The following is a 14,992-nucleotide window of genomic DNA, read 5'->3' as shown; positions in this document are numbered from 1 at the left end:
GGAACAGGAAGAACAAAGCTGAACGGGCTCAACCACGCCGCAGCACCGGAGGAACCGGACCCCGACGGACCGCTGCCGGCCCCCGACCCCGGGACGGCCGGAACCGGGACAGCCGGATCCGGGGCAGGCGCAGGCGAAGGGTCAGCCGTCTCAGGCTGCCCGGCCTCCACACCAGATCCCGCGAGCGACGCCCACAGCGGAGACCCTGTCCCCGCCAGGGCACCCGAACCTGCAAGGGAGGCGGCGGAACCCTGGCCCTGCCCAGCGCCGGGCCCGGGCACGCCCGCAACCGCCGGGCTTACAAAAACAGCACCAGGAGCCTCGGCCACGGCCGTTCCGGCCTCGGAAAGATCGTCGCCGTCAAACAGACCGGCCCCGGAAGAATCGGCGTCGGAAGGATCGGGGGCAGCCGGTACGACGGGCGGGTCAGGAACCGTCACCGGCAGCCGGGCATTGCCTGTGGCCGCGTCAGCGACGGGCTGCAGCACGGGCTCAAGAACCGGCACAGCACCGGCCACGGGAACAACCACAACGTCCACCACCGCCGCGGTGGCTTCGTCAGCGGCTCCGGCAACCGGGACCGCAACAGCAGACACGGCACCGGCGGGAACCACCCGGTTCACCACCGGTACCGCCGCGACAATGTTCTCCGCGAGCCCCGAAACCTGGCCCACCACGGGCTGAAGCAACCCTGGAGAAGGCACCGCAGCAGCAGGGCCGGAAACAGCAGGAAGCGGCACAGAGACAGCAGGTGCAGGGCCGGAGAGTTTATCCTTGACCGAGGAAACCGTGCTGGTAACGCCGCCCACCAGGGACGAAGTATCAGAAAGCGCATCCGCTGAAGCCGCCGGCGACGAAAACGTCAGCCAGGTCAGGGTCGCCGCGCCGGCAAGGAGCACAGGACGCAACGCACGCCACGAAGAACGAGCCATACCCATGCGTACCACCCCCAGTACCAATGCATTCGACGGATGCCAACAGCCTAAAACCAAAAGTCGCAGAAAGTCTAGGAAAACCTAAAACAAATCGACAAAATCCCAACTCGTAATGCGGGCGGAGTCACGACCATCGCAGACGCCGTCACATCGGAATCAGGATTGTCGAAGTGGAGTCACACTGAAGATGGGGCGCTTTGGCTAAGTGCCCCGGCTCATTCCTCAGTAAACTCCAGCAGGTCGCCGGGTTGACACTTCAGGACCCGGCACATGGCCTCCAGCGTGCTGAAACGGACCGCTTTTGCCCGCCCGTTCTTGAGTACGGCAACGTTGGCGGGCGTTAGCCCCACGCGGTCCGCGAACTCCCCCACGCTCATCTTTTGCTTGGCCAGTTCGACGTCGATGCGCACCACGATGGGCATCAGATCACCGCTTCCATGTCGGCCCGCAGGTCCGCGGCCTGCCGCAGCAGGGCGCGCAGCACCACCACCACGAGGCCGAGGGCGGCCCCGGCCACAAGCATCAGGATCAGCAGGATCGGCACGCCGGGGTCATCGGCGTTGAGGACCACCACGGCGGAGAACACGGCGAACATCGTCCACGCTGCAGCGATGGACCAGACAATCGCGTCCACCCATACCAGGGCTGCCCTCGTGAAGATCTTGTCCTGCTTCACCATACTGAGCAATTTCCAGGTGCTCACGATGACCACCTGGACACAGGCCACCTCGAGGACAAACAGGATGGTCAAGGGCCACTGCAGGTTCGCCCGATCCGGGTCCTCCTGCGCCATGTGGGCGAATTGGCCCGGGATGGACATGACCTGAAAAAGGAGCAATAGGAGGAATGCCACCACGAGGACGATTCGAAGGGCAATGACGGCCAAACGGTTAATCTGCATGCATCGATCCTCGACCATTACCTATCGAAAGTCAATCGATAGCCAATTGGACCGATGCGAGGGGCGGGCAATAGGGCATGCAACAGTTTCATAATTGATGTGACGCTGGTCACTAAAAGCGCTTTCCTGCTTCTGTCTTAGGGTGCCCTTACCCTACAGTTCCTCACGTGGGCATCTTCCCCAGGTCCACCCACTCTTTCCCAGAAAGCAGCGCCTCAATGAAGATTCGCAACCGCGCTCTGGCCGGCATCGCCCTCGCCGCCAGCGCCGCCCTCAGCCTGTCGGCCTGCGCCGGCAGCACCACGCCCACCTCTACCAATCCAGCCTCTGCCCCCGCATCAACTGAAGCAGTCTCCGGCGAAATCACGGTGTACAACGCCCAGCACGAGAGCCTGACCAAGGAATGGATTGACGCCTTCACGGCCGAGACCGGCGTCAAGGTGACCATGCGGCAGGGTTCGGACACGGAATTGTCCAACCAGATCATCCAGGAAGGCGCAGCGTCCCCGGCCGACGTCTTCCTTACCGAGAACTCCCCTGCGATGACGCAGGTGGAGAACGCCGGCCTCTTCGCTGACGTGGACAAGGCCACAACAGAACAGGTGCCCGAAAAATTCCGGCCCACCACCGGAAAGTGGACCGGGATCGCCGCCCGCTCCACTGTCCTGGTCTACGACAAAACCAAGCTGACCGAGGACCAGCTGCCCAAGTCCATGCTGGACCTGGCCAACCCGGAGTGGAAGGGCAAGTGGGCTGCCTCGCCGTCCGGCGCCGACTTCCAGGCCATCGTCTCCGCTCTGTTTGAGCTCAAGGGCGAAGCAGCCACAGCAGAGTGGCTGGCGGGCATGAAGGAAAACTTCAAGGAGTACAAGGGCAACAGCACCGCCATGAAAGCAGTCAACGCCGGCGAAGTGGATGCCGCACTGATCTACCACTACTACTATTACGGCGACCAGGCAAAGACCGGCGAGAACTCCAACAACGTCACCCCCTACTACTTCAAGAACCAGGATCCGGGCGCTTTTGTGTCCGTCTCCGGCGGCGGTGTGCTGACGACCTCCAAGAACGAAGCCGCCGCGCAGGCGTTCCTGAAGTTCATCACCGGCAAGAAGGGCCAGGAAGTCCTGAAGGATGGCACGTCCTTCGAGTACGCCATCGCCTCGGATGTCCCGGCCAACGAAAAGCTGGTCCCGATTGCGGACCTGCAAGCGCCCACCGTCGACCCCGCCAAGCTGAACTCCGAGAAGGTCACCGATCTGATGACCAAGGCGGGACTTCTGTAATTTCGTGACTCCCGACCTCTCGGCTCCCCCTCAAAGGAGCACGACGACGGCGGGCCGGGGCAGCAGCCCCCGCCCGCCTTTCGGCGTTTCAGCGGTGTCCATCCTGGCGATACTGATCGCCCTCTTTTCCCTCGTGCCGCTGGGGTACGTGGTGTACATGACGGTGGCAACCGGGTGGGACATCGCCGTCGAACTCATCCTCCGGCCGAGAGTGCTCGAACTGCTCCTCAACACCCTCCTGCTGATGGCACTCGCAGTCCCGCTCTGCCTTCTCCTGGGCGTGGCCGGCGCCTGGCTCGTTGAACGCACCAAGCTTCGCGGTGCCCGGATCTGGGCAGTCCTGCTTGCAGCACCGCTGGCAATACCGGCGTTCGTGAACAGCTACGGCTGGGTTTCGGCCGTCCCATCACTGGGCGGGCTGGTTGCCGGTGTCCTGATTGCCACGCTCTCCTACTTCCCGCTCGTATATATCCCGGCCGCAGCCACCCTCAGCCGGCTGGACCCGGCAATAGAACAGTCGGCAGCGGCATTGGGTCTGGGTGCATGGCGGACATTTTTCCGCGTAGTGCTCCCCCAGCTGCGCATCGCCATGACAGGCGGGGCACTCCTGGTGGGGCTCCACATGCTGGCCGAATACGGAGCCTTCGCGATGATCCGGTTCGATACCTTCACCACCGCGATCATGGTCCAGTACCAGTCCACCTTCAACGGCGCTGCCGGGAACATGCTGGCCAGTGTCCTGGTGTTCTTCTGCCTTCTCCTGCTCCTCGCCGAAGTACGCAGCCGCGGGAATGCCCGGTATGCCCGCATCGGGTCCGGCGCCCAGGCCAAGCCTCTGCGGCTGCCCATGCGTGGTTACCAGGTTCCTGCCCAGCTCTTCCTGTTGGCGCTTACGGCGCTGGCCGTCGGGCTCCCCCTTTTCTTCGTACTGCGCTGGACCGTGGCAGGAGGGGCGGGCATCTGGGCTCCGGATGAGTTCCTGCCCGCCCTCCTGACCACGCTTGGCTACGGCCTGGCAGGAGCCGTGGCTACTACGGTGGTGGCCTTTCCCATGGCCTACCTGGCCGTCCGACGTCCCAGCTGGTTCAGTAAGTCCCTGGAACTTTCCAACTACGTCACCAGTTCGCTGCCGGGCATTGTGGTGGGCCTGGCCTTCGTCACTGTCAGTATCCGGTTGGTCCCGGGGATCTACCAGACGGCCGGCGTGCTGGTGGCAGCCTATGTCCTGCTGTTCCTGCCCCGTGCCCTGGTGAACCTTAGGGCAGGGCTTGCCCAGGCACCGAAGGAACTCGACGAAGCCGCGCAGGCACTCGGCAAGCCGCCGCTGGTCTCCTTTATCCGGGTCACCCTGCGGCTCACGGCGCCGGCGGCCGCGGGCGGCGCCGCCCTGGTGTTCCTGGCCATCGCCAACGAACTCACCGCCACCCTGCTGCTGTCCCCCAACGGAACCCGCACGCTGGCCACCGAGTTCTGGAGCAAGAGCAGCGAGATCGACTATGCCGGAGCCGCCCCGTACGCGCTCCTGATGATCCTGCTCTCCGCCCCCATTACCTACCTTCTCTTCCAGCAGTCCAAGAAAGTGGCCGGCGAGTGACCGAACAATCCCCTCTCCGGCTGCCGGAACCGCGAATCGCGCCGTCCGTGGACACCTCCACCAACAGCCATTTGGAGATCACCGAGGTCACGCGTAACTTCGGCTCCCAGGCTGTGCTCAAGGGCGTCAACCTCTCGGTGGCCAAGGGCGGAACCACCGCTATCGTTGGGCCTTCCGGCTCGGGCAAAACCACCCTGCTGCGGCTGATCGCCGGGTTTGAGCATCCGGCAACGGGCGGCATCTCGATTAACGGAAGAAAGGTAGCCGGTGACGGTGCGTGGGTTCCGGCCCATAAACGGCATATCGGGTACGTGGCCCAGGACGGAGCCTTGTTTCCGCATCTTACGGTGGCCAAGAATGTGGCCTTCGGGCTGGACCAGGCCAAACTGGACGGGGGCCGGCGGGGCGTAGCAGCCAGGGTCCGCGAACTCCTGGAGATGGTGTCGCTGGATCCGGACATGGCGAAGAGGCGTCCGCACCAACTCTCCGGCGGCCAGCAGCAACGCGTTGCCCTGGCCCGCGCCCTGGCCCGTGAACCGGAACTGATGCTCCTGGACGAACCCTTCTCCGCACTGGATGCCGGGCTCCGCGTTGCCACCCGGCGGACGGTTGCCAAGGTGCTGAACAAGGCGGGCGTCACCACCGTCCTGGTCACCCACGACCAGGCAGAAGCCCTCTCCTTCGCCGACCAGGTTGCGGTGATGCGCGGCGGAAAACTCGCACAGATCGGCAACCCGTTTGTCGTCTACACCCGCCCTGCGGACCGCGCCACCGCTGAGTTCCTGGGCGACGCCGTGATCCTGGACGCCTGGATGGAAGGGTCGTTGGCAACCTGCTCCCTCGGGGGTATTCCCGTCCGGCGCCCGCCCGCCCAGGGCCGGGTGCAGCTGATGCTTCGGCCCGAACAGATCCGCATCTCCGAGGACGGCCCCATCCGCGGGGTGGTGGTGGAGACCGACTACTTCGGCCCCGAAACAACTGTGCGGCTGAAGCTTGCGGTTCCGCCTGAACTGGCCAGCGGAACCGACCACCGCTATCCGGGCGGCGGCGAGGTCATCACCATCCGGCACTGGAACGCCTCCCTTGCCCAGCCAGGCATGGAGCTATGCCTGCGGGTGGTAGGCGAAGGCGTGGCCTTCCCCTCCGATTCCTGACCAAGCGGAGGGGAAGGTTTCAGCGATTTGGCCATGAACCCCTGTCAGTCGGTGCGGACCTCGCTGGCTGCAGTTCCGCCGCGATCGGAGTCGGCCCTCACGGACATGACCTGTTGGCTGGGGCCAGGCTTGACCTGGTAGGACCAGTTACCGAGGGAGTTGATCGCGGCCGCACCCAGCCTGCTGGGAGCACGTCCGTAGGAGACATCGTAGATCGTGACCAGCGCCAAACCTGCCGGGACGGTTCCGTTGACTTTAGAGGTGCCCGCGATGGTCATATCCTTCCGGAGGCGGTGCCGTGCGGTGGTGATGGTGAGAACCTCGGTCGGGGCAGCCGGGGGTTCAGCCGTTGGCGTCGCGGTGGCCGTTGCGGTGTCTGTTGGTTCAGGCGTCCCGGTTGGGTCGCCACCGGCGGCCGGTTCAGTCGTTTCCGGTGAGGGCTCGTCGTCCGGTTCCTCCGCCACTACGGGGGTGATCGGATGCGGCTTGGACGCCTCAATCGGATGATTGGGATCGTCCTCATTCGTGTCGATACCCACGCTGAACTGGGCCATCATGTCGTGATCCTCGTGCGGGAGGTTGTGGCAGTGGATCATGTACCGGCCGCGGTGATGCTCGAACTTCATCAGCAGCCGGACCGTCTCGCCCTCGCCGACGTAGACCACATCCTTTGGCCCGCGTTCATAGTTGAAGGGTGCTCTCCCGTTGCGGCTGAGGATCTGGAAGTCCACCAAGTGGATGTGGACTGGATGGAACCACCCACCCGAGCTGTTTTCGATCTCCCAGATTTCCACATCATCCAGGTCCGGGTCTGCCAGGACTTTCCTGTAGCCGCTCTCGACTACCTCGTCCCACGTCATGCCGCCGATGGTCCAGACGTCGTTGTCCCGCTTCACACGCATGCGCCGGGTCTTCACCGACTGGGAAGTCGTCAGGCTCATGGTGGTGCTCGAGGTCAGCAGCGTTGGCAGAACCGTTGCCGCCGGTCCGGACGTATCGACGGGTTCATCAGTCACGTCGAAGGCCATGACCCGGCCCGTGTAGTCGTAGTCAACGTTGTTCTTGTTGGACCCGTTGCGCAGTTCTACACGTTTTCCTGCCGGGTACTTGGAGAAATCAATGAGGACCTCGTACCGCTCTGCACTGCTGTGCCGCCAGGACGTCACCTGCTGTGCCGAGGGCATCAGGCCGCCGTCCGTGGCCACCATGGTCACGGCGTCCCCGGTGCTGAGGGAGAAACGGTAGGAGCGGGAAATGGACGCATTGAGAATGCGGAAGCGGTAAATCCGCCGCTGGACCTTCATGACTGGCCACGGAGCTCCGTTCACCAGGATGACGTCACCCCAGAGGCCGGAGTGGGTGTTGTCGTCATAGCCCAGGAAGCCATTGGCAGCGAACATGGCGTCTGAAACGGTCAGCGGCACATCGAACTGGCCCTGGGGAAGCAGGCTCTGTTCAACGTCGTCATGCAAGTGGTAATGGCCCGCCAGCCCGGAATAGACACTTTGCGACGTGTTGTGGACGGCATGGTCGTGATACCAGAGAGTCCTCGCCGGCTGGAAGTTGGGGTACTCGTAGTCCTTGCAGTAGCCAAGTCCGGTCAGATCGTTGGCGTACCCGTCGAACTGCGGCAGCGAAGCCGACCCGTGCAGGTGGGTGGACGTATCGAGCCGGTACCCCCATTGCGGATGGAGCAGCGGCAGCACATTGTCCATCATCAAGGAGATGCGGTCGCCCTGCTTCACTTTGATGGTGGGGCCCGGGAACGTCCCGTTATAGCCAAGGATGGGTGTGCTCAGCCCCGGCACAATATTGGCCGAGCTGAGCTTCTGCTCAATGCGGTAGTGGTGCCTGGTGTGGCCATCGGCATCCACCGTGCTTTTTGTGGGCGCAAGCACCGATGGGACAGTCAAGGTCCGCTGGTAGGGCTTGGGCATGTTGCGGGGATCCAACCGGCTCGCAGACTTGGCCTCGACCGACCCCAAGGGTACGGCCAGCCCAAAGGCGCCGATGATTCCGATACCACCTATTTGCAATGCCTGACGGCGTGAAATGGACATGGACAAATAGTGGAATGACCACGGTGCAAAAAAGTTGGGGAAAACTGGGGGCCCGGTGATGCCAAGGATTTCCCAAGAGGGCCGCGCCAAGCTGGCATGACGTTAGGGGCCGAGGTGCTGTGGGAACGGGATCAAGGCCAAAGGAGCGGCGGAAGGGACACGATGTCGCTGAGGACACACGTAGTGGCATGGCTGGTGCTGCTGGCGGCCGGGGTGCTGTCGCTGGTTTGGGCCTACACCTTTGGCGGTGGCGCGAACCCGGGCCTGTTGGACCGGGCAGGTCCCGCCGTGGCTTGGGGGCTGCCCACCGCGAAGGTCGTATTCAATCTCGCCAGTGCCGGCACCATTGGAGCCCTGGTGCTGGCCGTCTTCGCACTCCCCCGCCGCGGAACCCCTTACGAACGGGCGCTTCTATGCGCCGGCTGGTCGGCGGTCGCCTGGACCGGGGCTGCCGCGGCACACACCTACGCAAGCTTCCTGCTCCTGGCCAACCTGGCACCTACCACCGGGTTCGGTGCGGAGTTCCTGAACTACCTGACCAGGGTTGACGCCGGCCGTGCAGGTGCCCTGAGCACACTGATAGCCGCGGCCGTGGCGGTGTCATGCTTCCACTTGCGGAACCCCCGCATTCTTGCCCTGACCATCTTTGCCGCCTTCGCCGGCCTCTTGCCGTTGGTCATGAAATCCCACGCGGCCGGCGGCACCGACCATGCCGACAGCACTACCGCACTGTTCGTGCACGCTGCCGCCGCGGCGGTCTGGCTCGGCGGCCTGCTGACGCTGGTAGTACTGCGGCCGGTGCTGCGGGCGGGCCAGCTGGCCGTGACGGTACGACGGTATTCGACGTTGGCGTTGATCGGCTTTATCGCCCTTGTCGTCTCCGGATTCCTGGGCGCCCTCTCGAGAATCAGCTCAGTCGAGGCGCTGCTGAGCCCCTATGGTGTTATCGTCCTGGCCAAGGCCGGGGTGTTCGTCATCCTCGGGCTGTTCGGGGTGCTGCACCGGCGCTGGTCCCTGGGCCGGATCGAAAAGCACCCGGAGCGGGGCGGCAGGCACTTCGCCGCCCTCGCCGTCGTCGAACTCGCAGTGATGGGTGCCGCCTCAGGACTGGCCGCCGCGCTGGCCCGAACACAACCACCGCCGCCAGCCGGGTCCGGAAAGACGTCCGCCGCGGACTTCGCTGCCGGACTGCCCGAGCCTGGCCTGTGGGAATACCTGTCCCGCTGGACCCCGGACCCGTTATGGAGCCTGGCTTGCGGCTTCGCTGTCTTCGTGTATCTCGCCGGGGTACGGCGCCTCCAAACAGGGGGTCGGCCCTGGCCCGCATATCGCACAGTGGCGTGGCTGGCCGGAGTGGCGGTCCTGTTCCTCGTCACGAACGGCGGCGTGCACGTCTACCAGGGCTATCTGTTCAATGCCCACGTGCTGACCCAAATGATGCTCACCGCCGTGGTGCCCTTGCTGCTCGTCCCGGCCGCCCCGCTGACCTTGGCCAAACTGGCCGTCAGGTCCAGAACGGACGGCAGCACGGGGGTCAAAGAGTTCCTGGAACGGTCTGTGAACCCGGTCCTGGCCGCAATGCGCAGGGATCCCATCCTGTCCATCTTTCTCCTCGCAGCATCCCTCCTCGTTACCTACTACACCCCCTTGCTCGAATGGGCAGCAGTGGGACAAATCGGATACAGCACGATGACCGTGCTCACCCTGGTCACCGGCTCTCTGGCCATCGCCGCGCTCACCGGCGAACCGGACCCCGGCACCAGCAGCAGCTCACGACTGTTTGTACTGGCAGGCATTGGCGGAGTCTATGCCTTCGGCGGATGGAAACTCATGGAGCAGGCAGGGGCCATGGAAATGCCCTGGTACACGTCCGTCGGCCAACCTTGGGGACCGTCACCGGCTGCTGCTCCCGAAACGGGCGGCATCATCATGTGGTCCGTCGCAGCCCTATCGCTCGCTGTCACGGCCGCGATGGTCATCTACCGCCGTGGCCGGAGTCCACGCAACCACGTTCCCGGGCAGGCGGACAGCGCAGCACGGAGACCTGCATATGAACACAACGAACTGACTACTCCCACTGCCTGAGCGGTAGCGGCTCACTGGATCCCTCGCTCAGAACCTGGTTACAAGATATGTCCGGGATAGTCCCGGCATGCTGACAGCCGAACCGAGACCATAAATGTCCGAGCACTGGAGGCGGAGATGAATGCAGGCGTACTGCGTCTCGTGCGTCCTCTTGTGGTCACCGGAACCCTTTGGTTCCTGGGGGCCGGCGCGCATGTCCTCGGTGGGGGTGCGCTGCCGGCGGCGGAGACCTCGGCGGCGTTGATTGCACTGGTCCTGATGACCGTCATGCTGGTTCTGGGCCGCCGATTGTCCATGGGGAGAATCGCCGCCGTCGTTGGCATTGGGCAGGGACTGCTTCACCAGGCCCTCAGCCTCCTTTCCCATAAGACTGCCTGCATGCCCTCGCACGGCGGTCCGCAACACACTGCACCCGGCCCGTGCCTGACCGAGGCTTCCGAACCCCTGATGCACGCCGACCTGGGGCCGGCCATGTTGCTGGCCCACGTTCTGGCGGCCGCTGCGACTGCGGCCTTTCTGAGCAGGGCAGAAGCGGCTCTGTGGCGGTTCGTCGCATGGTTTCATTCACTGGCTCAGGCTATCCAGCCGGTCACCATTCTTTGGTACGGACCGCCCCGGCTTGTCCGCGGGTCCGGACCGGTGGCCACTCCCTGGCGGAACCACCGTACTGACGACATCCGGGGGCCGCCGGCGCACCGCGTCCCCCTCGCCCGGCCTGTCTAAGTGCCAGGCAGGTGAAGGGACACGCCCGCCGTCAATCCCCCAATCCGCCGCCCGCCATCCCTTCCGATCCCGGGCGGCACCCAGCGAAGGACTTTCCCATGAAAACCAAGACCCCGTCTCCCCTCAAGGTGGCTGCCATTGGGGCAGCCACGGCCACTCTGATGACGTTCGGCCTCGGTGCGGCCTCTGCCCATGTGACCGTAACTCCCGATGCACCCGCGGAAGGCGCCTCCACGCAGGTGACGTTCAGGGTTCCCAGCGAGTCCCAGACAGCCAAAACCACAAAAATCAAGGTGGATCTGCCAACGGCTACCCCGTTCACATCGGTCCGGGTGAAGCCCGTCCCGGGTTGGACCGCTGAGGTTGTCAGAGGAGCGTTGCCCCAGCCGGTGACCGTGAATGGAGCCACCATCACCGAGGCACCCTTGTCCGTGTCCTGGACCGCCAACGACGCAGCAACCCAACTAACAATCGATCAATACCAGATGTTCTCGATGCATGTCGGGCGGCTTCCACAGTCCGGTACCACCGTAATGCTGCCGGTGGCCCAGTCCTACTCCGATGGCAGTGTCCGGAACTGGGACGATCCTGTGGTCGAGGGCCAGGGAGAACCCGAGGACCCTGCACCATCCTTTGTGACCACTGCTGCCGCCGGGCCGGCACAACACGGCCACGCCGAAACAACTGCTGCAACCCAAGCCACTGAAACGGTGGCCTCGGTGAACCCGGATGCGCCAGCGTCCGGGCTGATCTGGGCGGCCTTGGCGGCCGGGCTGCTCGGACTCGCCGCCGGCGTTGCCGCGTTCTTCCGCTCGCTGGGGACCAAGAAGAGCTGACCAAGCTTACCGCCAAGCCCCTGCCCGGCGTCGTCCCCACCTTCGGGAGGACAGCGCCGCGCAGGGGCTTCGTGCGTCCACACGTCGATGCAAAAGACCCAGGTCTGCCCGCTCCCAGGGAATTTTTAGGAAACAGCGCCGCGGGCGCAACCAACCCCGGGCAGCTCTGGATCGAATCCAGCCTGGAAGGCTCGGCAGGTCCTCAATAAATGAAGTCTGGAGGTTTATACGCGTTCTCGGTAGTCATGCAGGATCCGGTCCTGCACTGAGTTCGACGAGTGTGACGCTAATTCGGCAGCGATTCTTTTCTCTTCTGTTGCCGGAACGAGTTCACTATCAGTGGAGACACAAAAGGGCCTGGGGCCTTCACCCTGTATATCAAACCTAGGTAGCCCGCAACACCGCTGAGTCCTGGCTGGACGCTTTGGCAGCAAGGTGCCGGCCGGCGAAGCGGAGGGCGGGCGCGGCCACGCCGAACGTCGCGGTGACAGAGGTTCCGGCCCCGGGTGCTGAGCGCACTTCGAAGGTGCCGCCGGCCTGCTGAATCGTGTCCCCGAGGATTCTCAGGCCGAAATGTCCTTCAGCCCGGGGTTCGTTCGGGTCGAAGCCGACGCCGTCATCGGAGACAGTGAGCTGGGTGCGCTGGCCTGCCTGCCAGATCCGGATTCCGACCGACTGCGCGGAGGAATGCTTACTGACGTTGGCCAGGGCTTCCCGCGCCACGCGATAGAGCAGGACTGCCCGGTCCCGGTCGAGCACGAGCTTGTCCGGGATTTCAACGGTGAGGTCTATTCCGCGCTCCACCAGGGGCGCCTCCAGCCTGGTCAGGGAAGCCTGAAGCCCCAGCTCCTCCAGGTCGGGCGGATAAAGTTCGGTGGTCATGGCCCGCAGGGTGCGGATATTGTTCTGGAGCATCGTCCGGGCATTCGTGAAGACCGGCTGGAGCTCAAGCGGGCCGCGACGCTCCTCTGATTCCAACGCGTAGGCGAGCCCAGACAAGTCCTGGATCACCTCGTCGTGGAGCTCGCCGGCGATCTGGCGGCGCTCCTGGTCCGACGCCTCAATGGCATTCCGCAGCGATGCGTTGCGTGCCGCCTGATGGACCTGCATTCTCCGGGCCAGACGGACGGCCGGAACCAGTTGCGTCAGCTGGAGGACCGCCAATGACAGCGCCATCGGCGGGACCATTCCCATCAGGACTGCCTGTTGTTCGAGGCGGACTCCGTCGCCGGACGAGTATGTTTCGAAGATCATCGGGGCCCCACTTTGGGAAGCGGAGCGGGCGTAAACTTCCACGAGTTCGCCGGAGTTGGCCTCAAACTCGTTTTCTTCCGCAGTCTGGGTTTCAAAGGTCGCCGTCGCCGGCCCGCCTTCAAGAAGCTCGCGCGCCCATTCCTCGTGGCCGAAATCCTGGCCGATGAGCGACTCGACATCCGAGTAGACCACACGGCCGTTCTCGTTCCATACCTTAATCCTTAAGACGCCGCTCTCAGCCAGCCACGGCTCCAGGCGCTGATCGAGCAGTTCCAGCGCAGCGGGATCGCGGGCAAGGAGCTTGTCCGTAATCAGCGGCCCCACCACGTTATCGGCCAGGCGTTGGGTGATGTCCCTGGCATTGGCCAGGGCGTGCCGTTCGGCTTCGGCGCGGACCCAGAAGGAAATGGGGGTGGCCACCAGGACGAGGGCCGCGAAACCGGCAATGAGGAAACGGGCAACGGCTGCCCGGACCTCGCGCCGCTCTGCGGCGTCATGGGCAATGGTGGCGGCGTGGGCAGGCTCCCCCACAAAAAGATTGCGCACAGTGGCTCCGCCGGTCACTGCCCCGAAGACGCAGACGGGACGGTGCTCCCCCACCTGGCCACCAGGGACGGATTCACGATCATGTTCCCGGCGTGGGCGTGCCTCAGGGTGTCCAGCATGACTCCCAGGGCGCCGTCTTTCGGGAGGAACCCGCAGATGCCCATGCGGGCGGCCTCACGCAGCGCTTCCTGCGATGGGTTGCCCGTCAGCATCACGATGCGGGTTTCCGGCGCTTCGGAGAGGATTCGCTCGGCAGCGTTCAGTCCGGAGCCGTCAGGAAGGTACAGGTCCATGATGACGACGTCGGGCCCGAGGTCCCGGAACATGGTTACGGCGGATGCCACTGACTTCGCCGCTCCCACGCTCTGCAGGTCCGGTTCGCGGTCCAGCGCCCCGGCCAACAGGTCGGAAAACGTGGTGTGGTCATCAACGATCAGGATTCGCAGGCGTCCCGTTTCCTGCCTGGGCACCGCATCCTGCTGGGTCATCACCGCAACGGGACCACTGTCCGTGGCCCCGTGGATGGGGCGCAGGGGCTCCGCCTGCCCGGGAACTGCCGCGGTGCTCCTCAGGAGCCTGGCTTGTGCCTCCCTCAGCGCCGGCCCCGGGGCGCAGCCCAGTTCATGGTCGATGATTTTGCGGCAACGGTCATAAGCCCTTAGGGCCTCCGTGTTCTCGCCGTTCTGCTCAAGGCCGAGAATCAACGCCGTCCAGGCCCGTTCGTTGAGGGGATCCTCCTTGACCGCCGCACCGCCCCAGGCGATGGCCTTAGTCAGTTCCCCGACGGCGAGCGCGGTTTCTGCAGCCATGACGCGGGCAAGGCTCACCTGCGCTGCATGGGTGGCCCGCTCCTCCTCTGCCCATGCCGGCAGCAGCTCGTCCCCGAGGAGCGGAGCGGAAGCCAGGTCAAGAGCCTCGGTCAGCAGTGCCAGTGCCGCAACGGGCTCCGCCTGTCCGGCCATTTTGGTCAGCGTCTCGAAGCGGTCCAAATCAAGCGCCACCATTGACCGGTCTATGGCATAGCCGCCGGTAACCGTCCGCAGCGGACCGCTTCGACCGGTGCCGGGCTGCAGGTGGCGCCGAAGGACACTGACATAACTTTCAAGGGTAGGCAGTGCAACGGCCGGGTGGTTGCCGCCCCACAGCAAATCCATCAGCCGGGTCTTCGACACTGCCGTGCCGAAATTCATCAGGAGAATTTCGAGTACCTGGCGGGGCTTGGGCCCGCCCAGGTCATTGGCACTCAGTTCTGTGTCGCCGCGTCGAATGGTCAATGGGCCGAATACCGAAATCTGAAGCGCCGGCGTCTGTGGCGATGCTCCAGGAACAAGGCCTTCCTGGCCAGTGTTGTTTGGCAGTTCCAAAGTAATCACGAAGATTCCCCCAAGTCGTCCGGTGGTGCGTGATCTTCATTGAAGTGGCAAGCAAACACCCGAACAACAGTGTCCAGTACTCGCTTCCGGTACCCCGGAGTACTTGGTACTACTTGCCGTACGCAGAATCCGGGCGGCAGAACCTCGAGCAGGTCCCTGAGGGCAGCAACCGTGCTGGAAGCGTTTACGCAGGTGAGCCCAAAGGGGCGGCACCGGCGGCAGACATTGGGAAAAGCCTAGGTAGCACG

The 14,992-nt window shown here is 64.3% G+C and carries 12 protein-coding genes; 6 read left to right on the top strand and 6 right to left on the bottom strand.

Translation table 11 applies throughout. The features are described 5' to 3' along the window. From ACFVYC_RS11120 to ACFVYC_RS11110, 3 genes are all read right to left on the bottom strand, one after another. A partial coding sequence (locus tag ACFVYC_RS11120; protein ID WP_387549790.1) for a hypothetical protein occupies positions 1 to 932 on the bottom strand: 932 nt, incomplete at its 3' end. A gap of 218 nt (positions 933 to 1,150) precedes the next feature. Then, the gene (locus ACFVYC_RS11115; RefSeq protein WP_387549788.1) at positions 1,151 to 1,357 is read right to left on the bottom strand and encodes a helix-turn-helix domain-containing protein; all 207 of its coding nucleotides are present in this window, start codon (positions 1,355 to 1,357) and stop codon (positions 1,151 to 1,153) included. After that, a complete protein-coding gene (locus ACFVYC_RS11110) occupies positions 1,357 to 1,836 on the bottom strand; it encodes a DUF2975 domain-containing protein (RefSeq protein WP_387549786.1) in 480 nt (159 codons plus the stop codon). Before ACFVYC_RS11110 ends, ACFVYC_RS11115 begins: the two co-directional genes overlap by 1 nt. Positions 1,837 to 2,054: 218 nt before the next feature. Between ACFVYC_RS11110 and ACFVYC_RS11105 the strand changes: the two genes are divergently transcribed. The 3 genes from ACFVYC_RS11105 to ACFVYC_RS11095 are packed head-to-tail and all read left to right on the top strand — an operon-like array spanning position 2,055 to position 5,867. Beyond that, positions 2,055 to 3,119, top strand: coding sequence for an iron ABC transporter substrate-binding protein (locus ACFVYC_RS11105; protein ID WP_387549785.1), 1,065 nt, complete (start codon positions 2,055 to 2,057; stop codon positions 3,117 to 3,119). 4 nt (positions 3,120 to 3,123) lie between these two features. Beyond that, positions 3,124 to 4,713 carry an ABC transporter permease gene (locus tag ACFVYC_RS11100; protein WP_387549783.1) on the top strand — a complete coding sequence of 530 codons (1,590 nt, stop codon included), beginning with the start codon at positions 3,124 to 3,126 and terminating at the stop codon, positions 4,711 to 4,713. After that, positions 4,710 to 5,867 (top strand): ABC transporter ATP-binding protein, encoded by a 1,158-nt coding sequence (locus ACFVYC_RS11095; RefSeq protein ID WP_387549781.1) that lies wholly within the window; start codon positions 4,710 to 4,712, stop codon positions 5,865 to 5,867. Before ACFVYC_RS11100 ends, ACFVYC_RS11095 begins: the two co-directional genes overlap by 4 nt. 44 nt (positions 5,868 to 5,911) lie before the next feature. On the opposite strand, the gene ACFVYC_RS11090 is transcribed toward ACFVYC_RS11095, so the two are convergent. After that, positions 5,912 to 7,927, bottom strand: coding sequence for a multicopper oxidase family protein (locus tag ACFVYC_RS11090; RefSeq protein WP_387549779.1), 2,016 nt, complete (start codon positions 7,925 to 7,927; stop codon positions 5,912 to 5,914). A 162-nt stretch (positions 7,928 to 8,089) separates the two neighbouring features. Between ACFVYC_RS11090 and ACFVYC_RS11085 the strand changes: the two genes are divergently transcribed. The 3 genes from ACFVYC_RS11085 (at position 8,090) to ACFVYC_RS11075 (ending at position 11,571) form a co-directional block, all read left to right on the top strand. Then, positions 8,090 to 10,012 carry a cytochrome c oxidase assembly protein gene (locus ACFVYC_RS11085; protein ID WP_387549777.1) on the top strand — a complete coding sequence of 641 codons (1,923 nt, stop codon included), beginning with the start codon at positions 8,090 to 8,092 and terminating at the stop codon, positions 10,010 to 10,012. 117 nt (positions 10,013 to 10,129) lie between these two features. Then, on the top strand, positions 10,130 to 10,735 hold the full coding sequence (locus ACFVYC_RS11080) for a hypothetical protein (protein WP_387549775.1): 606 nt from the start codon (positions 10,130 to 10,132) through the stop codon (positions 10,733 to 10,735). Between the two features lie 98 nt (positions 10,736 to 10,833). Next, complete coding sequence (locus ACFVYC_RS11075; protein WP_387549773.1) at positions 10,834 to 11,571, top strand: YcnI family protein; 738 nt, start codon at positions 10,834 to 10,836, stop codon at positions 11,569 to 11,571. 384 nt (positions 11,572 to 11,955) lie between these two features. Here the strand turns inward: ACFVYC_RS11075 and ACFVYC_RS11070 are convergent, their stop codons facing one another. Together ACFVYC_RS11070 and ACFVYC_RS11065 are read right to left on the bottom strand one after the other, a co-directional pair. Next, on the bottom strand, positions 11,956 to 13,371 hold the full coding sequence (locus ACFVYC_RS11070; RefSeq protein WP_387549771.1) for a sensor histidine kinase: 1,416 nt from the start codon (positions 13,369 to 13,371) through the stop codon (positions 11,956 to 11,958). A gap of 14 nt (positions 13,372 to 13,385) precedes the next feature. Then, entirely contained in the window at positions 13,386 to 14,744 is a 1,359-nt protein-coding gene (locus tag ACFVYC_RS11065; protein ID WP_387549769.1) for a BTAD domain-containing putative transcriptional regulator, read from the bottom strand. Positions 14,745 to 14,992: the final 248 nt, after the last annotated feature.

This window comes from Pseudarthrobacter sp. NPDC058329, from assembly GCF_042879835.1.
Taxonomy (GTDB): Bacteria; Actinomycetota; Actinomycetes; order Actinomycetales; family Micrococcaceae; genus Arthrobacter.
This window is presented reverse-complemented; position numbering and strand designations above follow the sequence as displayed.